Raw genomic sequence first — 18,968 nt, 5'->3', positions numbered from 1 at the left:
CGCGACCGTCCGTGACGCGCCTGCCCGACGACCTGTTCGGGCCCGGCTCGCGCCTGCGGGTCATCGGCCACCGGGGTGCGGCGGCGTTCGCCCCCGAGAACACGCTCCCCTCGTTCGAGCACGCGGTTCAGGTCGGGGCCGACGCGGTGGAACTCGATCTGCACCGCAGCGCGGACGGCCACCTCATGGTCATCCACGACCCGAACCTGCCCCGCACCACCGACGGGACGGGCCCGGTGGAAGAGCGGACGCTCGACCAACTGCGGGTGTTCGATGCGGGCTATCGTTTCACCACGGACAACGGGAAGACCTTCCCCTTCCGGGGGAAGGGTGTCCGCATCCCCACTCTCGAGGAGGTGCTGGAGGCGCTCGGGTCGCTGCCGGTGGTGGCGGAAATCAAGTCGGCCGCGGCGGGTCAGGCCCTGGGGGCATGGCTGCAGAAAAGCAGGGATCGGGAGCGGATTATCGTCGGCGGGTTCGAGCGCGAGGAGGTGGAGCCCGCGAGCCGCCACGCGCGCTGGCACTGCGCCTACCAGGACGAACTCCGCCCCTACGTGCTTCTCGGAAAGGTCGGGCTGGGCCGCTGGTTCGCCCCGGCCGGGTGCGACGCCGCCATGCTTCCGGAGCGGCAGGGCGCCATCCGCATTGTCACGCGGCGGTTCGTGCGGCGAGCGCACGCGGACGGCATAGGCGTGTTCGTGTGGACCGTGAACGACCCTGACGACATGCGCCGCCTACTGGCCTGGGGCGTCGACGGGCTGGTGAGCGATGCGCCCGGGCGCGCACGCCGGATTCTGGACGAAATCGAGGTGGGGGGAGATGCCACGGTCTGAGCCGCAGAGACGCACCGTCCTCCACGTCGACATGGACGCGTTCTACGCCGCGGTAGAGATCCGCGAGGATCCGTCGCTGCGGGGGAAACCCGTCGTCATCGGATCGGACCCACAGAAGGGCAGCGGCCGCGGGGTCGTGTCGACGGCCAACTACGAGGCGCGGCGCTATGGCGTCCACTCCGCGCTGCCGATCTCGCAGGCGTGGCGACGCTGCCCCCAGGCCGTCTACATACGGCCGCGCATTCGGCTCTACGCAGAGATCTCGGCGCGGATCTTCAACATCTTCCGCTCCTTCACGGATCAGGTCGAAACGCTGTCGCTGGACGAGGCCTTCCTGGACGTCACCGCGAGCCGGCGACTGTTCGGCACCGGACCGGAGATCGCCGCCCGCATCAAGCGACGGATCACCGAGGAGGAGAGGCTGACCGCATCGGTCGGCGTGGCCGTAAGCAAGTACGTCGCCAAGGTCGCGAGCGACCTCGAGAAGCCGGACGGTCTCGTGGTGGTTCCGGCGGGGTCCGAACGTGAGTTCCTGGCGCCGCTGGAGGTGTCGAGGCTGTGGGGCGCCGGCCCCAAGGTTCAGGCGCGGCTGGCGCAGCTCCGGCTGCGGACGATCGGCGAGGTGGCGCGGCAGGATCCGTTGGCGCTCGAACAGTCGCTGGGGCCGAAGCTGGGTCGTCGACTGCACGACCTCGCCAACGGGCGGGATGCGCGGCGGGTCAACCCCGGGGCCGGGCGGAAGTCGCATGGCAAGGAGATCACGTTCCCGCAGGATGTCGCGGACCGGGATCGCGTCGAGCGCACGCTGCTGGGGCTGTGCGAAGGAGTCGCGCGGGGGCTCCGGCGGCAGGGGATCGCGGGGCGCACGATACATCTGAAGCTTCGCTGGGACGGCTTCGAGACGCATACTCGACAGCGGACGGTCGACCGGCCCACGGATACGACGGAGGCGATCTGGCCTGTGGCGAGAGCGCTGTTTCGCGAGGCGGACGACCCTCGCCGGCAGGTGCGGCTCATCGGGGTCAGTCTGTCCGGCTTCGGGGCGCCGGCCGCCGAGCAACTCGCGCTGCTCGACGCGGACAACACGCCCGCCCCTGCCGACACCGAACGGATCGAGCGTCGGCTCGCCGAGACCGTGGACACGTTGACGGAGCGATTCGGGCGCGACGCCCTGAAGCGGGCCGCGCTCCTCGACTCCCATCCGAGAGGGTCGTAGCCATGCAGGTATTTCCGATTCCGCCGGCCGGCGGACGCGGCATCATCTGGTTCTTCATCATCATCATCGTGGTGTTGATGGGCGTCACGCTCATGCTGGGGTGGGCGGCCTGGTCCACGCGGAACAGCCGGGCCGAAGTCTCGCCGGAGGGACTGAAGCTGGTGGGAGACCTGTGGGGACGGACGATTCCGCTGGACCAGTTGCAACTCGACGACGCACGAGTCGTCGACCTTCGCGGTGAACCCGATCTGGTCCCGCGGCGGCGCACGATGGGGACGGCGCTCGGGGGCTATTCGGCGGGGTGGTTCCGGCTGCGCAACGGGGAGAAGACGCTCGTCTATCTCACGGACCGCCGACGCGTGGTGTACATTCCCACCCGCGACGGGTACTCGCTCCTCCTGAGCCAGAGCGCTCCGGGACGATTTCTCGACGCACTGCGGAACGCAACGAGGGGGGGATGACGACGATGGTCCCGACTCGGGATGAGGCGCTCGCGCTCGTCCACGAATACACCGAGAGCCCCGGGCTCAGGCGCCACATGCTGGCCGTCGAGGCCTCCATGCGTGCCTACGCGAGGAAGTACGGCGAGGACGGGGAGCGCTGGGGCATCGCGGGGCTGCTGCACGACTTCGACTACGAGCGCTGGCCCAACAACGACCACGCTGCGGACTCGGAGCACCCCTCCACCGGGGTCGCCATCCTCCGCGACATGGGAGTGGACGAAGACATCCTCGAGACGATCCTGGCCCACGCGGACTATACGGGCGTCGAGGCCGTCTCCCTGATGTCGAAGACGCTGCGGGCCGTGGACGAACTCACGGGCTTCATCACGGCCTGCGCGCTCGTGCGGCCGACCCGCCTCGCGGGGATGAAGACGCGGTCGGTGCGAAAGAAGATGAAGGACAAGGCGTTCGCCGCGGCGGTCAGCCGCGATGAGATGATGGAAAACTGCGCCGAGCTGGGGGAGGAGATGGGCGATCACATCGCCTTCGTGATCGGCGCGATGCAGCTCGCGGCCGATGATCTCGGCCTTAATGGCCCACCCCCCGGCTGAGCGGCCGCAGGCCGCCAGCCCGCATCGGAGAGTCAGACCATGACCACGACCACGATCGTCATGATGATCGTCATCCTCGGATTCGTCTGGGGAGGACTCGCCGTTCTCGCATCGATCGCCTGGCGGAAAGAAGGCGCCAAGCGAGGCGGCGAGGGCTAGCAGCCCTGTGAACAGGACCCGCGTTGCCGGGATGATGTTGGTCGTGAGTCTGGCGGCGTTGGGGTCTGCGTCGTGCTTCCTCCCGCGTTTGATGAAACCACCCGAGCCCCTTCCGGGCGACCCGCCAGCCGTAGAGACCGAGCCGCCGGAGGCCGCCGCCATCATCGATTCGATCGAGGCTGCGGTTCAGGACTCGATCGCGGAGGCCGCACGACGGGACTCGATCGCCGCAGCACGCCGGGACTCGATTGCCGTCGCGCGACGGGACTCCCTGGAGGCCGTTCGCCAGGCCCGGATCGCCGCCGCGGCGCGGAGAGACTCCATCGCGGCCGCGCGTCGGGACTCGATTGCCGCCGCGCGGCGGGATTCGATCGCCGCGGTCCGGAGAGCGGCCGCACGACTTGATTCGATCGCCGCAGCGGAGCGCGACTCACTGGTGGTTGCCGCACTCCGTGACTCGCTCGCCGCCGTCGCCCGACGCGACTCTCTCGCGAGCCCGGAAACGGCACTGGAGCGGCTCCGGACTGCGGGCCCCGAGTATGTCTCCTACGACGAGGGAGCGCGCCTCGTCTGGGACACCGAGGCAGAGGCGTTGCTCGCGACGACGCTCCTCCCGGTGATCCGCGCGGAGGGACTCGACGCGGACGTGACGACCAATTTGTGGCTCCTGGTCCGATCCAACGGGCGGGTCGAGGCGACCGTGGTCCAGACCTCATCCGGCAACTCGACGTTCGATTCGGTCGCCGGACGGGCCGCGCGAGCACTGGTGTTCGCCCCCGCCCTCCGCGATGGCCGTGCGGTACCCATCTGGGTCCTGCGCGAAGTGTCGCTCCTCATGCGGTAGGTGCCCCGCCGAGGGGGCTGCAATTCAAGGTCTGATCGGATAGCTTGCGCGCCCGATGCCACGCCGCGACGACATCTCCTCGATTCTTCTCATAGGCTCCGGACCGATCGTGATCGGCCAGGCCTGCGAGTTCGACTACTCCGGGACGCAGGCATGCCGTGCGCTTCGCGAGGAAGGATATCGAGTCGTCCTCGTGAACTCGAATCCCGCCACGATCATGACGGACCCGGACATCGCCGACGCGACCTACATCGAGCCGCTGACGGCGGACTGGATCGAGCGAGTGATCGAGGCCGAGAAGCCCGACGCCCTGCTCCCGACCATGGGTGGCCAGACCGCCCTCAACGTCGCTCTGGAACTCGCGGAACGCGGCGTGCTCGACGAGCACGGGGTGGAGCTGATCGGCGCCGATGTCCGCGCGATTCAGCTGGCCGAAGATCGCGAGCAGTTCGCCGAGGCCATGACGCGGATCGGGCTGGAACTGCCGGCGGGCGGGTTCGCCCGCTCGCTCGATGAGGCGCTTGCTCTGGTCGATGAGACCGGCTTCCCCGCCATCATCCGTCCCTCGTTCACGCTCGGCGGCACCGGCGGCAGCACCGCCTACAACCGCGAGGAGTTTGCGGATCTCGTCCGCGCCGGCATCCGAGCGTCACCGATCGGGGAGGTGCTCATCGACCGCAGCGTCATCGGCTGGAAAGAGTTCGAGCTGGAGGTGATGCGGGACCGGGCGGACAACGTCGTCATCGTCTGTTCGATCGAGAACTTCGACCCCATGGGTGTCCATACGGGAGACTCGATCACCATCGCGCCGGCGCTCACGCTGTCGGACAGGGAATACCAGGCGATGCGCGACGCGGCGATCGCATGCATCCGCGAGATCGGGGTGGACGCGGGCGGCTGCAACATCCAGTTCGCGGTTCACCCGACGACGGGTCAGATGCTCGTCATCGAGATGAACCCGAGGGTGTCGCGAAGCTCGGCGCTGGCCTCGAAGGCCACCGGGTTCCCGATCGCGCGGATCGGGGCCAAACTCGCCGTCGGTTACCGGCTCGACGAGATCCCGAACGCGATCACGCAGGTGACGCCCTCCTGCTTCGAGCCGGTGCTCGACTACATCGTGGTCAAGATCCCGCGCTTCGCGTTCGAGAAGTTCCCGAAGGCGGACGCCACGCTGGGCGTGCAGATGAAGGCTGTCGGCGAGGTGATGGCGATCGGCCGGACGTTCCAGCAGGCCTGGCTCAAGGGGTTCCGCGCGCTCGAGAACGGGCGGGCGGGGTGGCTGCCCGACCCGGATCCCGACGGAGACCGTCTCGAGGACGACCTCGTCGATACGGTGCGGGCGGCGATCCGGACGCCGACGCCCGAGCGGCCGTTCCAGCTCTATCGCGGCTTCGCCGCCGGCCTTTCGGTAGCCGAGATCAGCGAGATCACCGGGATCGATCCCTGGTTCCTCTCCCAACTCGAGGAAATCGTCCGTGAGGGGCAGGCGTTCGCCGCGGCCGGGAAGATGACGCCCGCGAGCCTCGAACGCATGAAGCGCAGTGGCTTCGGCGACGCGGAACTCGCCTCGTTGCGCGGTATCCCCGAGGCCGACGTACGGGAGGCGCGCCAGGCCGCCGAACTCGCGCCGGTCTACAAGACTGTGGACACCTGCGCCGGGGAGTTTCCCGCCGCGACGCCCTACCTCTACTCGACGTACGAGGTCGAGAACGAATCGGAGCGCTCGGAGCGACGGAAGATCATCATCCTCGGCAGTGGCCCGAACCGCATCGGCCAGGGGATCGAGTTCGACTACTGCTGCGTCTCGGCCTCGCTCGCGCTCCGCGAGGAGGGGTTCGAGACGATCATGATCAACTCGAACCCCGAGACCGTCTCCACCGACTTCGACATCTCCGACAAGCTCTACTTCGAGCCGCTGACGGTGGAGGACGTGCTCGCGGTCGTCGAGCAGGAGAAACCGGAAGGGGTCATCGTCCAGTTCGGAGGGCAGACGCCGCTCACGATCGCCCGCAAGCTGGAGCAGCTTGGCGTCCCCATCCGCGGCACGAGCGTGGAATCGATCGACCGGACGGAAGACCGGCGACGGTTCGACGAGCTTTGTCGCGAGCTGGGCGTTCCGATGCCGCCGGGCGGAACCGCGACGAGCATCGATGAGGCGCTGGGCATCGCGGAGAGCACCGGGTATCCGGTCCTCGTCCGGCCCAGCTATGTCCTGGGCGGCCGCGCCATGGAGATCGTCTACGATCCGATCTCCCTGCGGGAGTATTTCGCCCGTGCCGTGCAGGCCTCGCCCGAACACCCGGTCCTGCTGGACCGCTTCCTCGAGGACGCGTTCGAGGCGGACGTCGACGCGGTGTGCGACGGGGAGACCGTCGTGATCGGTGGGATCATGCAGCACATCGAGGACGCCGGCGTACATTCGGGCGACTCCGCCTGCGTCCTGCCGCCCTATCTGCTGCGCGATGTCGACATGGAGGCCATGCGGCGCTTCACGCGAGCCTTCGCGCTCGCGCTGGATGTCCGGGGGCTCATCAACGTCCAGTTCGCGGTGCATCAGAAGACGGTCTACGTACTCGAGGTCAACCCGCGAGCGAGCCGCACGGTGCCATTTGTGAGCAAGGCGACGGGGGTCCCGCTGGCCCGAGTGGCCGCCCGGGTGCTGGCGGGCGTGAAGCTCGCGGACCTCGGCCTCGGGGACGAACTCGTGCCCCATCAGGTCTCGGTGAAGGAAGCGGTGCTCCCCTTCGACAAGATCCCCGACGCGGACACGGTGCTCGGGCCGGAGATGCGCTCCACCGGCGAGGTCATGGGGTACGCGGACAGCTTCGGACTGGCGTTCGCCAAGTCGCAGATCTCGGTCTATCAGGGGCTGCCGACCGAGGGGGCCGTCGCGATCACGGTGCACGATCAGGACAAGCCGAACATGGTGCCGATCGCGCGGCGCTTCCACGAACTCGGCTTCACGATCCTCGCAACCGAGGGAACGGAGACCTACCTGCGAGCGCGGGGCGTGCCCTGCGAGCGCATCCTCAAGGTGCATGAGGGGCGACCGAACCTGCTCGACCGCATCGTGTCGGGCGAGGTCCAACTGCTCGTGAACACACCGCTCGGCAAGCACGCGCAGCACGACGACTACATGATTCGCCGTGCCGCCGTGTCCCGTCGCGTGCCTTACACGACGACGCTCTCCGCCGCATCGGCGGCCGCCGACGCGATCATCGGACTTCGGCACCGTCGCCACACGGTGCTGAGCCTCCAGTCCCGGGATATAGCGGTGGACGGCCTCCCCCGAGCAGCCGGATCCGCCTGAGCCACACCCTCCTGACGTTCCCGCGGGAACGTGCGGCTGCATGTTATTGCATGTTTATGCATGGCACTGTATTTATTATCGTTTACGCGAGCTGGTTGCATGGACTGGGCAAATCGGGATCGACGAATGACCAAGGTAACCGCGAAGCGGGTCGCACTGGCGTACTCCGGCGGCCTCGATACGTCGGTGATGATCACATGGCTGAGGGAGCACTACGGCTGCGAAGTCGTCGCGGCCGTCGTGGATGTCGGCCAGAGAGAGGACTTCGAGGCCATCCGCGAGAAGGCGCTGTCGACGGGCGCCATAGGGTGCCGCGTGGTCGACCTGCGCGAGCGCTTTCTGACCGAGTGCGCCTTCCCGGCGCTCAAGGCCGGGGCGGTGTACGAAGGCCGCTACCTGCTCGGGACCTCGCTCGCCCGGTCCGTGATTGCCGCGGCCCAGGTGGAGGTGGCGCGGGAGTTCGACTGCGACGCCGTCGCACATGGCTGCACCGGCAAGGGCAACGATCAGGTCCGGTTCGAACTCGCCTACCAGGCCCTCGCTCCCGACCTGACCGTGATCGCCCCCTGGCGCGAGTGGGAGATCACCTCCAGAGAGGATGCCTTCGCATACGCCGCGGCGCGTGACATCCCGGTGCCGGGGAGCCCCCGCAAGCTGTACAGCATCGACCGGAACCTCTGGCACACGTCGTTCGAGGGCGGGATCCTCGAAGACCCGTCCGCGGCGGCGCCGGACGAACTGCGCGAGCTTACGGTCGCCCCCGCCGAGGCCCCGGATGAGCCGGAGGACGTGGTCATCTCGTTCCAACAGGGGGTTCCGGTGGGACTCGACGGTGTGGCCCTCGATCCGGTGGAACTGGTGCAGCGTCTCAACGAGCGGGCCGGGGCGCACAGCGTGGGGCGGGTCGACCTCGTCGAGAACCGGCTCGTCGGGATGAAGAGCCGCGGCGTGTACGAGACGCCGGCCGGGACGGTCTTGCTCGCCGCACTCGCGGACCTCGAATCGATCACGCTCGACCGAGACACGGCGGGCTTCAAGAGAGGCGTGGCCGACCGCTACGCCGAACTCGTCTATCAGGGCCTCTGGTTCTCGCCGCTGCGCCCCGCCTTCGACGCGTTCCTGGATGAGGCCCACGCGACGTCGACCGGCGACGTGACCGTGCGCCTGTTCAAGGGGCTCGCGACACCGGTGGCCCGCACGTCTCCCTTCTCGCTGTACCGGGAAGATCTCGCCACGTTCGAGGAGGATTCCGTCTACGACCAGGCGGACGCGGGCGGGTTCATCCGACTGTGGGGACTCCCCTCGAGCCTGGCCGCTCGAGTCCGGGCCGGGGCGGCGGCGAGCGTTACCGAGCTGGCGGCTCACTCGGTGGCGACCCCGCCGCAGCGTGTCGCGCGACCGATGGCCGCGGTTCGAGGCTAGGAAGAGCTTCGTGGCGGGCGATGTCCTCTGGGGGGGACGTTTCGAGAGTCCGCTCCACCCGGTGATCCGCGAGTTCACCGGCTCGCTGCCCTTCGATCGCCGGCTGGCCTGGCACGACCTTCTCGCGAGTCTCGCGCATGCCCGGATGTTGCGAGAGACAGGGATCCTGTCGACGGAAGACAGTGACCTGATCCTGTCGGGACTGTCGGAGATCCTGAGCGAGGTGGAGACCGGGCGGCTCGAGGTCGCGGGGCCCGACGAGGACGTGCACAGCTGGATCGAGCGCACGCTGGTCGAGCGGGTGGGGGAGGCCGGCAAGCGACTCCACACGGCGCGGAGCCGCAACGACCAGACGGGGATCGCACTGAGGCTGTATGTGCGTGAGCGGCTCGAAGACATCCTCGCCGGAGTGGCCGGGCTGCAGCGCGCGCTGACCGGGCAGGCGGCTGAATATCGCGAGACTTTCCTGCCCGGCTACACGCACTTGCAGCGGGGTCAGCCGGTCAGCCTCGCGCACCACCTGCTGGCTCACGTGGCCTCGCTGCGCGCCGACGCAGAGCGGCTGCGGGCCGCACACCGCGCGGCGGGCGAGTCGCCGCTCGGGGCCGGGGCGCTGGCCGGCTCCTCGTTTCCCATCGACCCCGCTCGCTGCGCGGCCCTGCTGGGACTCGACCGCACGTTCGCGAACAGCATGCACGCGGTCGCCGACCGCGACTACGCGCTCGACGCGGCCTATGCCTGCGCCATGCTGCTCGTGCACCTGTCCCGCTGGGCGGACGAGATCGTGCTCTGGTGCACGCGGGAGTTCGGTTTCATCGGACTCGACGACGCCGTGGCCCAGGGCAGCAGCATCATGCCGCAGAAGAAGAATCCCGAGGCGGCAGAGATTCTGCGCGGCAAATCCGCGCGGGCGATCGGCAACGTGACCGCGCTGCTCGCGCTCGTGAAGGGACTGCCGCTCACCTTCAACAGCGACTTTCAGGAAGACAAGGAGCGGCTGTTCGACTCGCTCGACACGGCGGACTGGTCGCTGGCGGCCGCGATTGCGATCGCGCGAGCCGTGGAATACCGGACCGACGTCATGGAGGCGGCGCTGTCCGGCGGTATGCTGACGGCGACCGAACTCGCCGACCACCTCGTCCGGCGCGGCGTCCCGTTCCGGACCGCGCACCACCAAGTGGGCGAAGCGGTGCGTATGGCCGAAGAGGCGGGCCTTGAGCTGTGGGACCTGGACCTCGAGACCCTGCGGAGCTGCTGCCCTTCGGCGGGGGACGACGTACACGAGGCGCTCCGACCTGACGCCGCGGTGGCCGCGCACGACTCGCCGGGCGGGCCGGCTCCCCGGCGTGTGCTGGAGCAGCTCGAGACGGCCGAACGCGAGGTCGGTGCGCTGGAGGCCTGGCTCGACGGTCGCCCCACGGCGCCGATCCGGCAGGCCCACCTCCAAGAGCGGTTGCTGGAGGAGGGGCTGGAATGAGCTCCGCTCGCCGCCGTACGCGGGAGCGTGCGATTCTGGAGATCATCGAGGCGCAGCCGATCCGCACTCAGGCCGAACTCGCGACCGCGCTCGCGCGGCGGGGCTCCGAGGCGACCCAGGCCACGCTGTCACGGGATATTCAGCGCCTCGGCATCGTCAAACTGCCTGGCATGAACGGCCCTAGATACCTCCGCCCCGCCCCGGAGACGGCGCCGCCGAACCCCCGCCGCGTACTGGAAGTGGCACTGAGCGAGTTCGCACTGGAGGTCGGGTCGGGCGATGCGCTGCTCGCGATCCGGACGCTGAGTGGCTGCGCCAACGCCGTCGCGGTCGCAATCGACGAGTCGGGCCTCGATGGTGTCGTCGCGACGGTCGCGGGAGACGATTCGATTCTCGTGCTGTGCCGCGACGTGGACATCCGCTCCCGGCTCACGGCCGAGTTGAGGTCGCTCGCCGGTCTCTGAGCCGTCCTACCGCGTGCCGCTGGTGATCGGCTGACCCGGGTAGACGCCGGGCACGATCTCTCCGCCGCGCACCACCGCGGTCCCTCCGACGAGGACGTACATGACGCCCTCCGAGGGCGCCGCCGGATCCGCGTACGTCGAGCGGTCGATGATCGTCTCCGGATCGAACACGGTGAGGTCCGCGTCCGCGCCGGCCTGCACCCTCCCCTTCCGCGCCATGACCGGGGCAAACCCCTCCACTCGCTGGGCCGGCAGGATGGTCATCTTCGCGAGCGCGTCCATGAGGCTCAGCGCGCCGCGCTCGCGGACGTAGTGTCCGAGGACCCGCGAGTAGGTTCCGGCACCGCGCGGGTGGATCGCGGCGTACAGGTACGGGATCCCGTCGCTCGCCACGATCACGTCGGGCTGCGCCACGATCCACTCGTTCGTCTCCTCGTTCCTCCCGTGGATCACGACCCAGCCGCCCTGCTCCCGGTACCGCCGGAAGCTCTCCGCGTTGAGCCGCTCCGGCGTCCCCGACCACTGCAGGCGGCTGTACTCCTCGTCGGTCAGACCCTCCCAGGAGTCGAACAGCGCGGACTCGATCCGGGTCGAGCCGGCCGTGTAGGGGTAGGACTCCGTCGTGATGTCGATCCCGCGCTCGCGGGCCCCACGGATCATCTCCAGCGTCGTGCGCGCCATCTCGTCCGCGCTCGAGTTCATGTGGACGATGTGGAGCGAGGCCCCCGTCGCAAGCGCGTTCGCGATCACCTCCTGGAACGCTCCCAGCGTACCGCCGGAGTTCTCGCCGCGGATGTGGACGTAGGCCGGGGCCCCTTGCGCGGCCGCGAGTTGGAAGGCGCGGTAGATCTCCGTCCGTGACGCGCCCGGCGTGTAGGTGATGCCGAACCCGATCCCGAGTCCGCCCTCCGCCAGCCCCGAGGCGATGAGCCCGTTGAGTTCGAGGATCTGGTCGTCGTCGAGCGCCCTGTAGACGGCCTCGGACTCGAAGGCGCTGGCTTCCCCGGGCGGCGTCATCGTCGAGTGGCCCACGTCCACGCCCGTGATCAGCTTCACGCGCGCCCCGGGATGGCTCACCGTCGCTCCGAAGTGGATGGGCGCGCTCCCCTCCCGGGAGGCGACCCATTCGGCCATCGGATACACCCCGATTTCCATCTCGAGGGCCGTGGTCACGCCATCGAGCGCCTGGAGCTTCGCGCTGACCGTGTCCTGTCCGTGCGCGTGCAGGTCGACGAACCCCGGCGCCACTACGAGACCCGACGCATCGATCGTGTCCCGTCCCGCGACGCCTCCCTCCGCTACGGCCGTGATCCGGCCATCGGTGACCGCCACGTCGCGGACGGCATCCAGCCGCGTCTCCGGATCCATGACCCGGCCGCCGAGGATGACGAGGTCCGCGACGGCTTCCACCCCCGGCGTTCCTTCGCCGCTTTCGGGGGAAGCGCACGCCGCGAGCGCGACCGTCACCAGCCACGCGGACCCGAGCGCAAACATCGAACGCCGGCCGCGGCCGACACGCCTGTCGCTGATCATTCGACGACCTTTCCCGGATTCATGAGGCCCTTCGGGTCGAGCGCCTCCTTTATGGACCGCATCGCGTCGACGGCCTCGCCATGCTGCGCCCTCAAGTAGGGGATCTTGCCGAACCCGACCCCGTGTTCGCCGGTGCAGGTCCCTCCGACCGCAATCGCCTGCTCGATCATACGCGTGTTCACCCGCTTGGCCCGCGCCATCTCTTCCGCGTCATCCGGATCGATGATGAACAGGACGTGGAAGTTGCCGTCTCCCGCGTGCGCGACGATCGGCGCCAGCAGGCCTTCGGCATCGATGTCCTCCCGGGTCTTCAGGAGGCATTCGGCCAGCGTTGAGATCGGGACGCAGACGTCCGTCGCCCAGCCGCGGGAACCCGGCCGCAGCGCGAGCGACGCGTAGTAGGCCTCGTGCCGCGCGGCCCACAGCCGCGACCGTTCCTCGGCCAGCGTGGCCCAGGCGAAATCCGTCCCGCCGAGTTCCTTCGCGATCTCGGCGACCTCGCCGGACTGCTCCTCGACCCCCGCCGCCGTCCCGTGAAACTCGAAGAAGAGCGTGGGGCGAACCGGATAGTCGAAGTCCGAGTAACGGTTCACCGCGTCCATCTGCACCTCGTCCAGCAGTTCGACCCGCGCCACCGGCACGCCGGTCTGAATCGTGTAGATCACGGCGTCCACGGCGTCGGCCAGCGTCGGGAACGAGCACACGGCCGAGGCGATCGCTTCCGGAATCCCCTGTAGCTTGACCAGGACTTCCGTGATGATGCCGAGCGTGCCCTCCGAGCCCAGGAAGAGCCGGGTGAGGTCGTAGCCCGCCGAGGATTTGCGCGCCCGCCCGCCCGTGCGGATCACCGTCCCGTCGACGAGCACGACGGTGAGTCCGAGCACGTTCTCTCGCATCGTCCCGTAGCGGACCGTGGTCGTCCCCGAGGCACCCGTCGCGGCCATGCCTCCGAGGCTGGCATCGGCGCCCGGGTCGATGGGGAAGAACAGACCCGTCCCCTTCAGGTGCTCCTCCAGACCCTTGCGCGTCATCCCCGCCTCGACACGGCAGTCCATGTCCTCGGGGTTGAGTTCGACCAGCCGCGTCAACCCGCTCGTCGCGATCGTCACCCCGCCGCGCAGGGCGGCAACATGCCCCTCCAGCGAGGTCCCCGCCCCGAACCCGATCATCGGGACATCGTGCCGGTGGCAGGCGCGCGCGATCGCCGACACTTCCTCGGTAGACTGCGGGAAGACCACCGCATCGGGCGGCTGATTTGCGTGGAACGACTCTCCCTCGCCGTGCTGCCGGCGCATCGCCTCGGCGGTCGTGAACCGGTCGCCGAGCAACTGTTCGAGTTCGTCCTCCAGTGTCGCGGGGAGCGGTGTCCGGGTTGTCTTCGTCGTCGTCTGCGTAACCGTGCTCATGCCGGACGTTGCCCGCCGACCCCGTCGTTCGTCAAACGCGGTCGGTCGCCACGGTCCCTTGACCCCGGCGCACGGGGCCCGGACTTTGCGCGCATGGATATGCGTGGAGTCATGCTGTTTCTGCACCTGATCGGGCTGGCGTTGTGGTTCGGCGTCACGCTCACGCTCGCCCTGCTGGCCGTCCGCGCCAACCGGACGGGCGACCGGGCCGTCATCGCGTTCACCTACCGGGCCGGCCACCGGGTGCTCATGGGTCCCGGGCTCATCGGCATGCTGCTGACCACGATCGCGGGCTTCGGCCTCGCCGGGGTGGGCGGCTACGGGGTCCTCCAACCCCAGCCGCACCACTGGCAGTTTCAGATGCAGGTGCTCGGCCTGATCGCCTTTGTACTCGCGGTGGCGATCCAGATTCCCAACTCCGGACGGCTCGCCCGCGCCGCCGACGCGTCGGCCAACGCCGAGGAGGACAGCGCCTCGTTCGTCAAGTTCCGGAAGACGAACGCGATCGTGGGCTCGATCAACGGGGTCCTGATCCTGATCGCGACCCTGCTCGGCGCCCTTCGCCCCTTCTAGCCGCCGGCGAGCCGGGCGAAGTGGCTCGCCCGCAGGTAGGCCCGCTCGGCGGCCTCCAGATTCCCTCTTAGTTCCTCCGCCACCCCCTGAAACGCGTACGCCAGATAGTACGCGGTTGGGATCGAGGACCTCGTGGACGGCTCGGGCCACTCCTCCCATTCGAGGAGGGCGTCGACCAGAAACACGTCATCGATCAGTTCACGGGAACGCTCCCGCTCGTTCCACGGGGGCCAGAACGAATTCGGGAAGTGCTCCCCCACGTTGACCAGGGTGTCCGAAGGCTCGAGCGGCCGGTCCATGAGCTTGAAGGCGAGCCCATGCCGCACGAGGTGTGGCTGAAGTCCCCACGCGTCCCAGACGGGCCAGGCCGTCGCGGCGAAGTAGACCGGCCGGTCTCCGAGTGACTGCCGGGCGATCTGAAACACCATGATGTCCCAGCGCTGCACCCGCTCGCCTCCACGGACGGCCGCCGTGACCCAGTCCGAGACCCGGTACGCCGAGTCCTCCGGGACCTCGCGAACCTCCGGGAGGGCATCGATCTCCTCATCACTCAGGGGAACGACCGAACGCGTCGGCGGGGCGACGGCCATTCTCCGGTAGAGACTCGCCGCAGTGTCCGGATCGAACGGCCGCTGGCACACGATCGTCGTCGGTGAGTCCGCCGGGGACTCGCCCGGCTCGCAGGGCGTCGTCAGCTGGCGCAGCTGTTTCGGATACCACGGCAAGCCGAGATAGGACTGCACGATCACGGTCACGTCGCGCCGGATACCTTCCACCTCCTGGAGATACCAGAGCGGGAAGGTGTCGTTGTCGCCGCCGGTGAACAGCACGCCGTAGGGTTCGACGGACTGCAACACGTTGTAGGCCCAGTCCCGGGCCGCCCGGTCTTCTGTCCGGTCGGCGGGCGAGAAGTTGAAGAAGAAGGGGATGAGCCCGATGGCGAGCAGCGGCGCCGCCTTGAGGTGCCGCCCGCTGAAGCCGGTCTGCTGCGCGGGCAGCGGCCACCGACCCCACAGCGCGACGAGTCCCAACCCCGCGTAGATCCCCCACAACTGGAAGCCGATGATAAAGAAGTAGTCGCGTTCCCGGACCTCGTGAGCCTGCGGATTCGGCACTTCCTCCAGGTAGAGAGAGTAGCCGTGCCTGAAGTTGAGATAGTAGACGAGGAGCAACGTGACCGTGAACAGGAGAGTTCCCGAGTAGACGAATGTCTTCCGGTGACTCCGCAGGTGCGTCCAGAGGCCGACCAGCGCGAGGAAGAGGAAGAGCATGCTCGCAGCGAGCCGCGCGCCCGGGGGCAGCGACCGCGCCCACTGCCAGTCGAAGTACTGCCAGTAGTTGGCCATCTGGGCCGACAGGGGAGCCTGCCGCTGCGTGATCGGGCCCGGCGCGTACTGGTCGCGGATCAGCGAGAGGGCCAGGGCCTCGCACGCCACCGCGATCTTGCTCTGCCCGTAACGGTCGTCGATCCGTTTCGGCGTAACGGCCGAGACGAGCGCAGGACACTCGGGATCGGCCTCGTCGATGATCGGGTTCTGCGCCGAGCGGATGGGGACGACGAGGAGCTGCACCGAGTAGCCGACCGCGAGGAGCGTGACCCCGAGGCCCAGAACCAGCGGATTCAGCGCCGCGCGCCACCGGTGGAAGAGGACGAACGCCGCAAGCGCCAGCCCCGGCAGCAACGACATCGTATGGTTCGCCCACCCCAGGCCGAGTACCAGTGCGATCAGCAGGAGCAGGCGATTCCCGCGCGGTGTGTCCGCCTCGTCCAGCCACATCATGGCCAGATAGCTCACGAGAGCGACGACGAACAGAGAGAGCGTGTAGACCTTCTCGTTGAGGTTGGACTGGCTCCACACCGTGAAGGCGGTCGCTCCGATCCACACGGCCACGATGGCGGCCACCAGCACATCGTGCCGGTTCTGACGGAAACGCGCCACCATGCGTGCGACGGTCAGGAACCAGAAGAAGCTCGCCCCGGCCGAGAGGGTGGCCGCGAGCGCGTTGATGCGCAGAGCGACGGGGAGGCCGGTGAAGCCGAGCAGCAGGTCCCACACGCGTCCGACGAGCACGAAGAACGGATTTCCCGGCGGGTGCGGCAGTCCGAGGATGTGTGCCGTGGTGACGTACTCCGACGTGTCCCAGAAGCCGATCGTCGGCGCAATCGTCAGCAGGTAGAGGATCCAGATTGCGAGGGCGGTCAATAGCGCCCACGCCCACAACGGCAGGCGCCCGATTTGCTCGCGTTCGATCCCGGACGTCACTCCGATGGCGACTCCGGTGGCGGCCGCAGGCCGGCGAGCAGCCCGAAGTGATCCGCGCGCTGATAGGCCTGTTCCGCGGCCTCCACATCTCCCAGATGCTCCTCGGTCATACCATGGAGGTAGTACCCCAGGTAGTACTGGGCGGGGATGCTCGACTCCGTTGACGGCTCCGGCCACTCCTCCCAGTCCAGCAGATCTTCGACCAGGAACACATCCCACAGCAGTTCCCGCGTCCGGACGCGGTCGTTCCAGGTGGGCAATGCGGTGTTCGGCATGTACTCGCGCAGGTCGACGAGGTCTTCCGAGGCTTCCAGCGGGCCATTCACGAGCTTGAACGCGAGGCCGTGCCGGACGAGGTGAGGCTGGAGTCTCCATTTCCCGTAGACCGGCGGAGCCGTCGCCGCGAAGTAGACCGGCCGGTCGCCGAGAGACTGCTGGATGATGTGGTACACCATGATGTCGGGATAGGAGAAGCTCTCACCTGCGAGAGCGTTCGCCCCGATCCACCGCGAGATCTGGAAGGTAGTGTCGGCCGCCACCGCGAATCCGGGGGGCAAGCCGTCGATCTGAGCGTCGTTCCATGCCATGATCGAGCGGGTCGGCGGCGTTGAGGACATCGCCGCGTAGGGGCTCGCCGCGGCGGCCACATCGAACGGTCGCTGGCACACCACGGTCGTGGGTGAATCCGCAGCCGACGCCCCCGCCTCGCACGGCGCCGTCAGTTCCCGCAACTGTTTCGGATACCAGCCCGTGCCGAGATACGAGTGAACGATCACGGTCACGTCGCGCCGGATCCCCTCCACCTCCTGCAGATACCACAGCGGGAACGTGTCATTGTCCCCGTTGGTGAACAGCACCGCGTACGGTTCGACGGACTGCAGAATGTTGTACGCCCAGTCGCGGGCCGCCCTGTCTCCCGTCCGGTCGGCGCGAGAATAGTTGAAGAAGAGGGGGATGAGACCGATCGCGAGCAGCGGCGCCGCCTTCCGGTGCCGCGCGCTGAAGCCCGTGGGTCTGTCGTCGGAGAAACTCGTCGGGTAGTCCCGCGCCTGGCTCGTGCGCACGGGCACGGTCCACTGCCCCCACAGCGCGGCGAGTCCCAACCCGGCGTAGATCCCCCATAGCTGGAAACCGATGATGTAGAAGTAGTCGCGCTCGCGAACCTCGTGTTCGAGGTAGTTCGGCACCTCCTCCAGATAGAGGGAGTAGCCGTACTTGAAGTTGAGATAGTAGACGAGCATCAACGTGACGGTGAACAGCAACGTTCCCGAGTAGACGAACGTCTTCCGGTCGCTCTTCAGGTGGGTCCAGAGGCCGACCAGCGCGAGGAAGAGGAAGAGCATGCTCGCGACGAGTCGCGCGCCCGGGGGCAGCGCCCGCGCCCACTGCCAGTCGAAGTACTGCCAGTAGTTCGCGTACTGGGCCGACAGCGGCGCCTGCCGTTGTGTGACCGGGCCCGGGCCGTACTGGTCGCGGATCAGCGAGAGGGCCAGCGGCTCGCATACCACCGCCCACTTGCTTCTCCCGAAGCGGTCGTCGACACGCTTCGGCGTGATCGCCGACACGACGGTAGGGCACTCCGGGTCCGCTTCATCGATGATCGGGTTCTGCGCCGAGCGGATGGGGACGAAGAGGAGCTGCACCGAGTAGCCGACTGCGAGCAGCGTGACCCCGAGCCCCAGAACGAGCGGGTTGAACGCGGCGCGCCAGCGGTGGAAGAGCACGAAGGCCGTAAGCGCCAGCCCCGGCAGCAACGACATGGTGTGATTCGCCCACCCCAGGCCGAGCAGCAGCGCGATCAGCAGAAGCAGCCGGTTCCCGCGGGCGGTGTCGGCCTCGTCCATCCAGACCATCGCCAGATAGCTCACGACGGCGACGACGAACAGCGAGAGCGTGTAGACCTTCTCGTTCAGATTCGACTGCGTCCATACGGTGAACGCCGTGGCGCCGATCCACACGGCCACGATGGCGGTGACCAGTACCTCGTGCCGGTTCTCGCGGAAGTGCGCGACCATGCGCGCGACGGCGAGAAACCAGAAGAAGCTCGCCCCGGCCGAGAGGGTGGCGCTGAGCACGTTGATCCGCAGGGCGACAGGGAGGCCGGTGAACCCCAGCAGAATGTCCCACACGCGTCCGATGAGGACGAAGAATGGATTCCCCGGCGGGTGCGGGAGCCCCAGGATGTGCGCCGTGGTCACGTACTCCGACGTGTCCCAGAAGCCGGTCGTGGGGGCGATCGTCAGAAGATAGAGGGCCCACACGGCGAGGGCCGTCAGCAGGCCCCAGAGACGCAGCGTCAGCGGGCCGATCTTTTCGCGCTCGATGCCGTTCATCACGCCGTTACCAAGCCCCTCCGGTCACTTGGTTCGCGTGGGAAGATGCCGCCACGAACACCGGACATCCGAGGCGGTTC

General features: G+C 68.3%; 15 protein-coding genes. 11 read left to right on the top strand and 4 right to left on the bottom strand.

Annotation, left to right across the window (positions count from 1 at the left end; all coding sequences use genetic code 11):
• Window positions 1-11: 11 nt before the first annotated feature.
• The 10 genes from ACN9M6_RS10155 to ACN9M6_RS10110 all read left to right on the top strand — a co-directional run bounded on the left by ACN9M6_RS10155 (window position 12) and on the right by ACN9M6_RS10110 (window position 10,779).
• Complete coding sequence (locus ACN9M6_RS10155; protein WP_419162812.1) at window positions 12-833, top strand: glycerophosphodiester phosphodiesterase; 822 nt, start codon at window positions 12-14, stop codon at window positions 831-833.
• Window positions 820-2,049: a DNA polymerase IV gene (dinB, locus tag ACN9M6_RS10150; RefSeq protein ID WP_419162811.1), complete on the top strand. Its 1,230-nt coding sequence runs from the start codon at window positions 820-822 to the stop codon at window positions 2,047-2,049. Before ACN9M6_RS10155 ends, dinB begins: the two co-directional genes overlap by 14 nt.
• A 2-nt stretch (window positions 2,050-2,051) precedes the next feature.
• A complete protein-coding gene (locus ACN9M6_RS10145) occupies window positions 2,052-2,510 on the top strand; it encodes a PH domain-containing protein (protein ID WP_419162810.1) in 459 nt (152 codons plus the stop codon).
• Entirely contained in the window at window positions 2,507-3,103 is a 597-nt protein-coding gene (locus ACN9M6_RS10140) for an HDIG domain-containing metalloprotein (RefSeq protein WP_419162809.1), read from the top strand. The genes ACN9M6_RS10145 and ACN9M6_RS10140 overlap by 4 nt, the downstream gene beginning before the upstream one ends.
• A gap of 39 nt (window positions 3,104-3,142) precedes the next feature.
• Window positions 3,143-3,262: a methionine/alanine import family NSS transporter small subunit gene (locus ACN9M6_RS10135; protein ID WP_419162808.1), complete on the top strand. Its 120-nt coding sequence runs from the start codon at window positions 3,143-3,145 to the stop codon at window positions 3,260-3,262.
• Window positions 3,263-3,353: 91 nt separating this feature from the next.
• Window positions 3,354-4,106, top strand: a complete 753-nt coding sequence (locus tag ACN9M6_RS10130) for an energy transducer TonB (RefSeq protein WP_419162807.1) — start codon at window positions 3,354-3,356, stop codon at window positions 4,104-4,106.
• A gap of 55 nt (window positions 4,107-4,161) precedes the next feature.
• Window positions 4,162-7,416 carry a carbamoyl-phosphate synthase large subunit gene (gene carB, locus ACN9M6_RS10125; RefSeq protein WP_419162806.1) on the top strand — a complete coding sequence of 1,085 codons (3,255 nt, stop codon included), beginning with the start codon at window positions 4,162-4,164 and terminating at the stop codon, window positions 7,414-7,416.
• A gap of 126 nt (window positions 7,417-7,542) precedes the next feature.
• Window positions 7,543-8,838 carry an argininosuccinate synthase gene (locus ACN9M6_RS10120; RefSeq protein WP_419162805.1) on the top strand — a complete coding sequence of 432 codons (1,296 nt, stop codon included), beginning with the start codon at window positions 7,543-7,545 and terminating at the stop codon, window positions 8,836-8,838.
• Window positions 8,839-8,848: 10 nt separating this feature from the next.
• A complete protein-coding gene (gene argH / locus ACN9M6_RS10115; RefSeq protein ID WP_419162804.1) occupies window positions 8,849-10,315 on the top strand; it encodes an argininosuccinate lyase in 1,467 nt (488 codons plus the stop codon).
• Window positions 10,312-10,779 carry an arginine repressor gene (locus tag ACN9M6_RS10110; protein ID WP_419162803.1) on the top strand — a complete coding sequence of 156 codons (468 nt, stop codon included), beginning with the start codon at window positions 10,312-10,314 and terminating at the stop codon, window positions 10,777-10,779. Before argH ends, ACN9M6_RS10110 begins: the two co-directional genes overlap by 4 nt.
• 6 nt (window positions 10,780-10,785) lie before the next feature.
• Here the strand turns inward: ACN9M6_RS10110 and ACN9M6_RS10105 are convergent, their stop codons facing one another.
• Window positions 10,786-12,312 carry an amidohydrolase family protein gene (locus ACN9M6_RS10105; RefSeq protein WP_419162802.1) on the bottom strand — a complete coding sequence of 509 codons (1,527 nt, stop codon included), beginning with the start codon at window positions 12,310-12,312 and terminating at the stop codon, window positions 10,786-10,788.
• On the bottom strand, window positions 12,309-13,718 hold the full coding sequence (locus ACN9M6_RS10100; RefSeq protein ID WP_419162801.1) for an FAD-linked oxidase C-terminal domain-containing protein: 1,410 nt from the start codon (window positions 13,716-13,718) through the stop codon (window positions 12,309-12,311). The genes ACN9M6_RS10105 and ACN9M6_RS10100 overlap by 4 nt, the downstream gene beginning before the upstream one ends.
• Before the next feature lie 93 nt (window positions 13,719-13,811).
• On the opposite strand from ACN9M6_RS10100, the gene ACN9M6_RS10095 reads away from it, so the two are divergent.
• A complete protein-coding gene (locus ACN9M6_RS10095) occupies window positions 13,812-14,291 on the top strand; it encodes a DUF2269 family protein (RefSeq protein ID WP_419162800.1) in 480 nt (159 codons plus the stop codon).
• Here ACN9M6_RS10095 and ACN9M6_RS10090 read toward each other — a convergent pair.
• Complete coding sequence (locus ACN9M6_RS10090) at window positions 14,288-16,555, bottom strand: DUF2723 domain-containing protein (protein WP_419162799.1); 2,268 nt, start codon at window positions 16,553-16,555, stop codon at window positions 14,288-14,290. The genes ACN9M6_RS10095 and ACN9M6_RS10090 overlap by 4 nt on opposite strands.
• Complete coding sequence (locus tag ACN9M6_RS10085; RefSeq protein WP_419163741.1) at window positions 16,552-18,888, bottom strand: DUF2723 domain-containing protein; 2,337 nt, start codon at window positions 18,886-18,888, stop codon at window positions 16,552-16,554. Before ACN9M6_RS10085 ends, ACN9M6_RS10090 begins: the two co-directional genes overlap by 4 nt.
• Window positions 18,889-18,968: the final 80 nt, after the last annotated feature.

It is taken from the genome of Candidatus Palauibacter sp., from assembly GCF_965197445.1.
GTDB lineage: Bacteria > Gemmatimonadota > Gemmatimonadetes > Palauibacterales > Palauibacteraceae > Palauibacter.
Note: the sequence above shows the minus strand (reverse complement) of the source record. Positions and strands in the feature narration are given on the sequence as shown.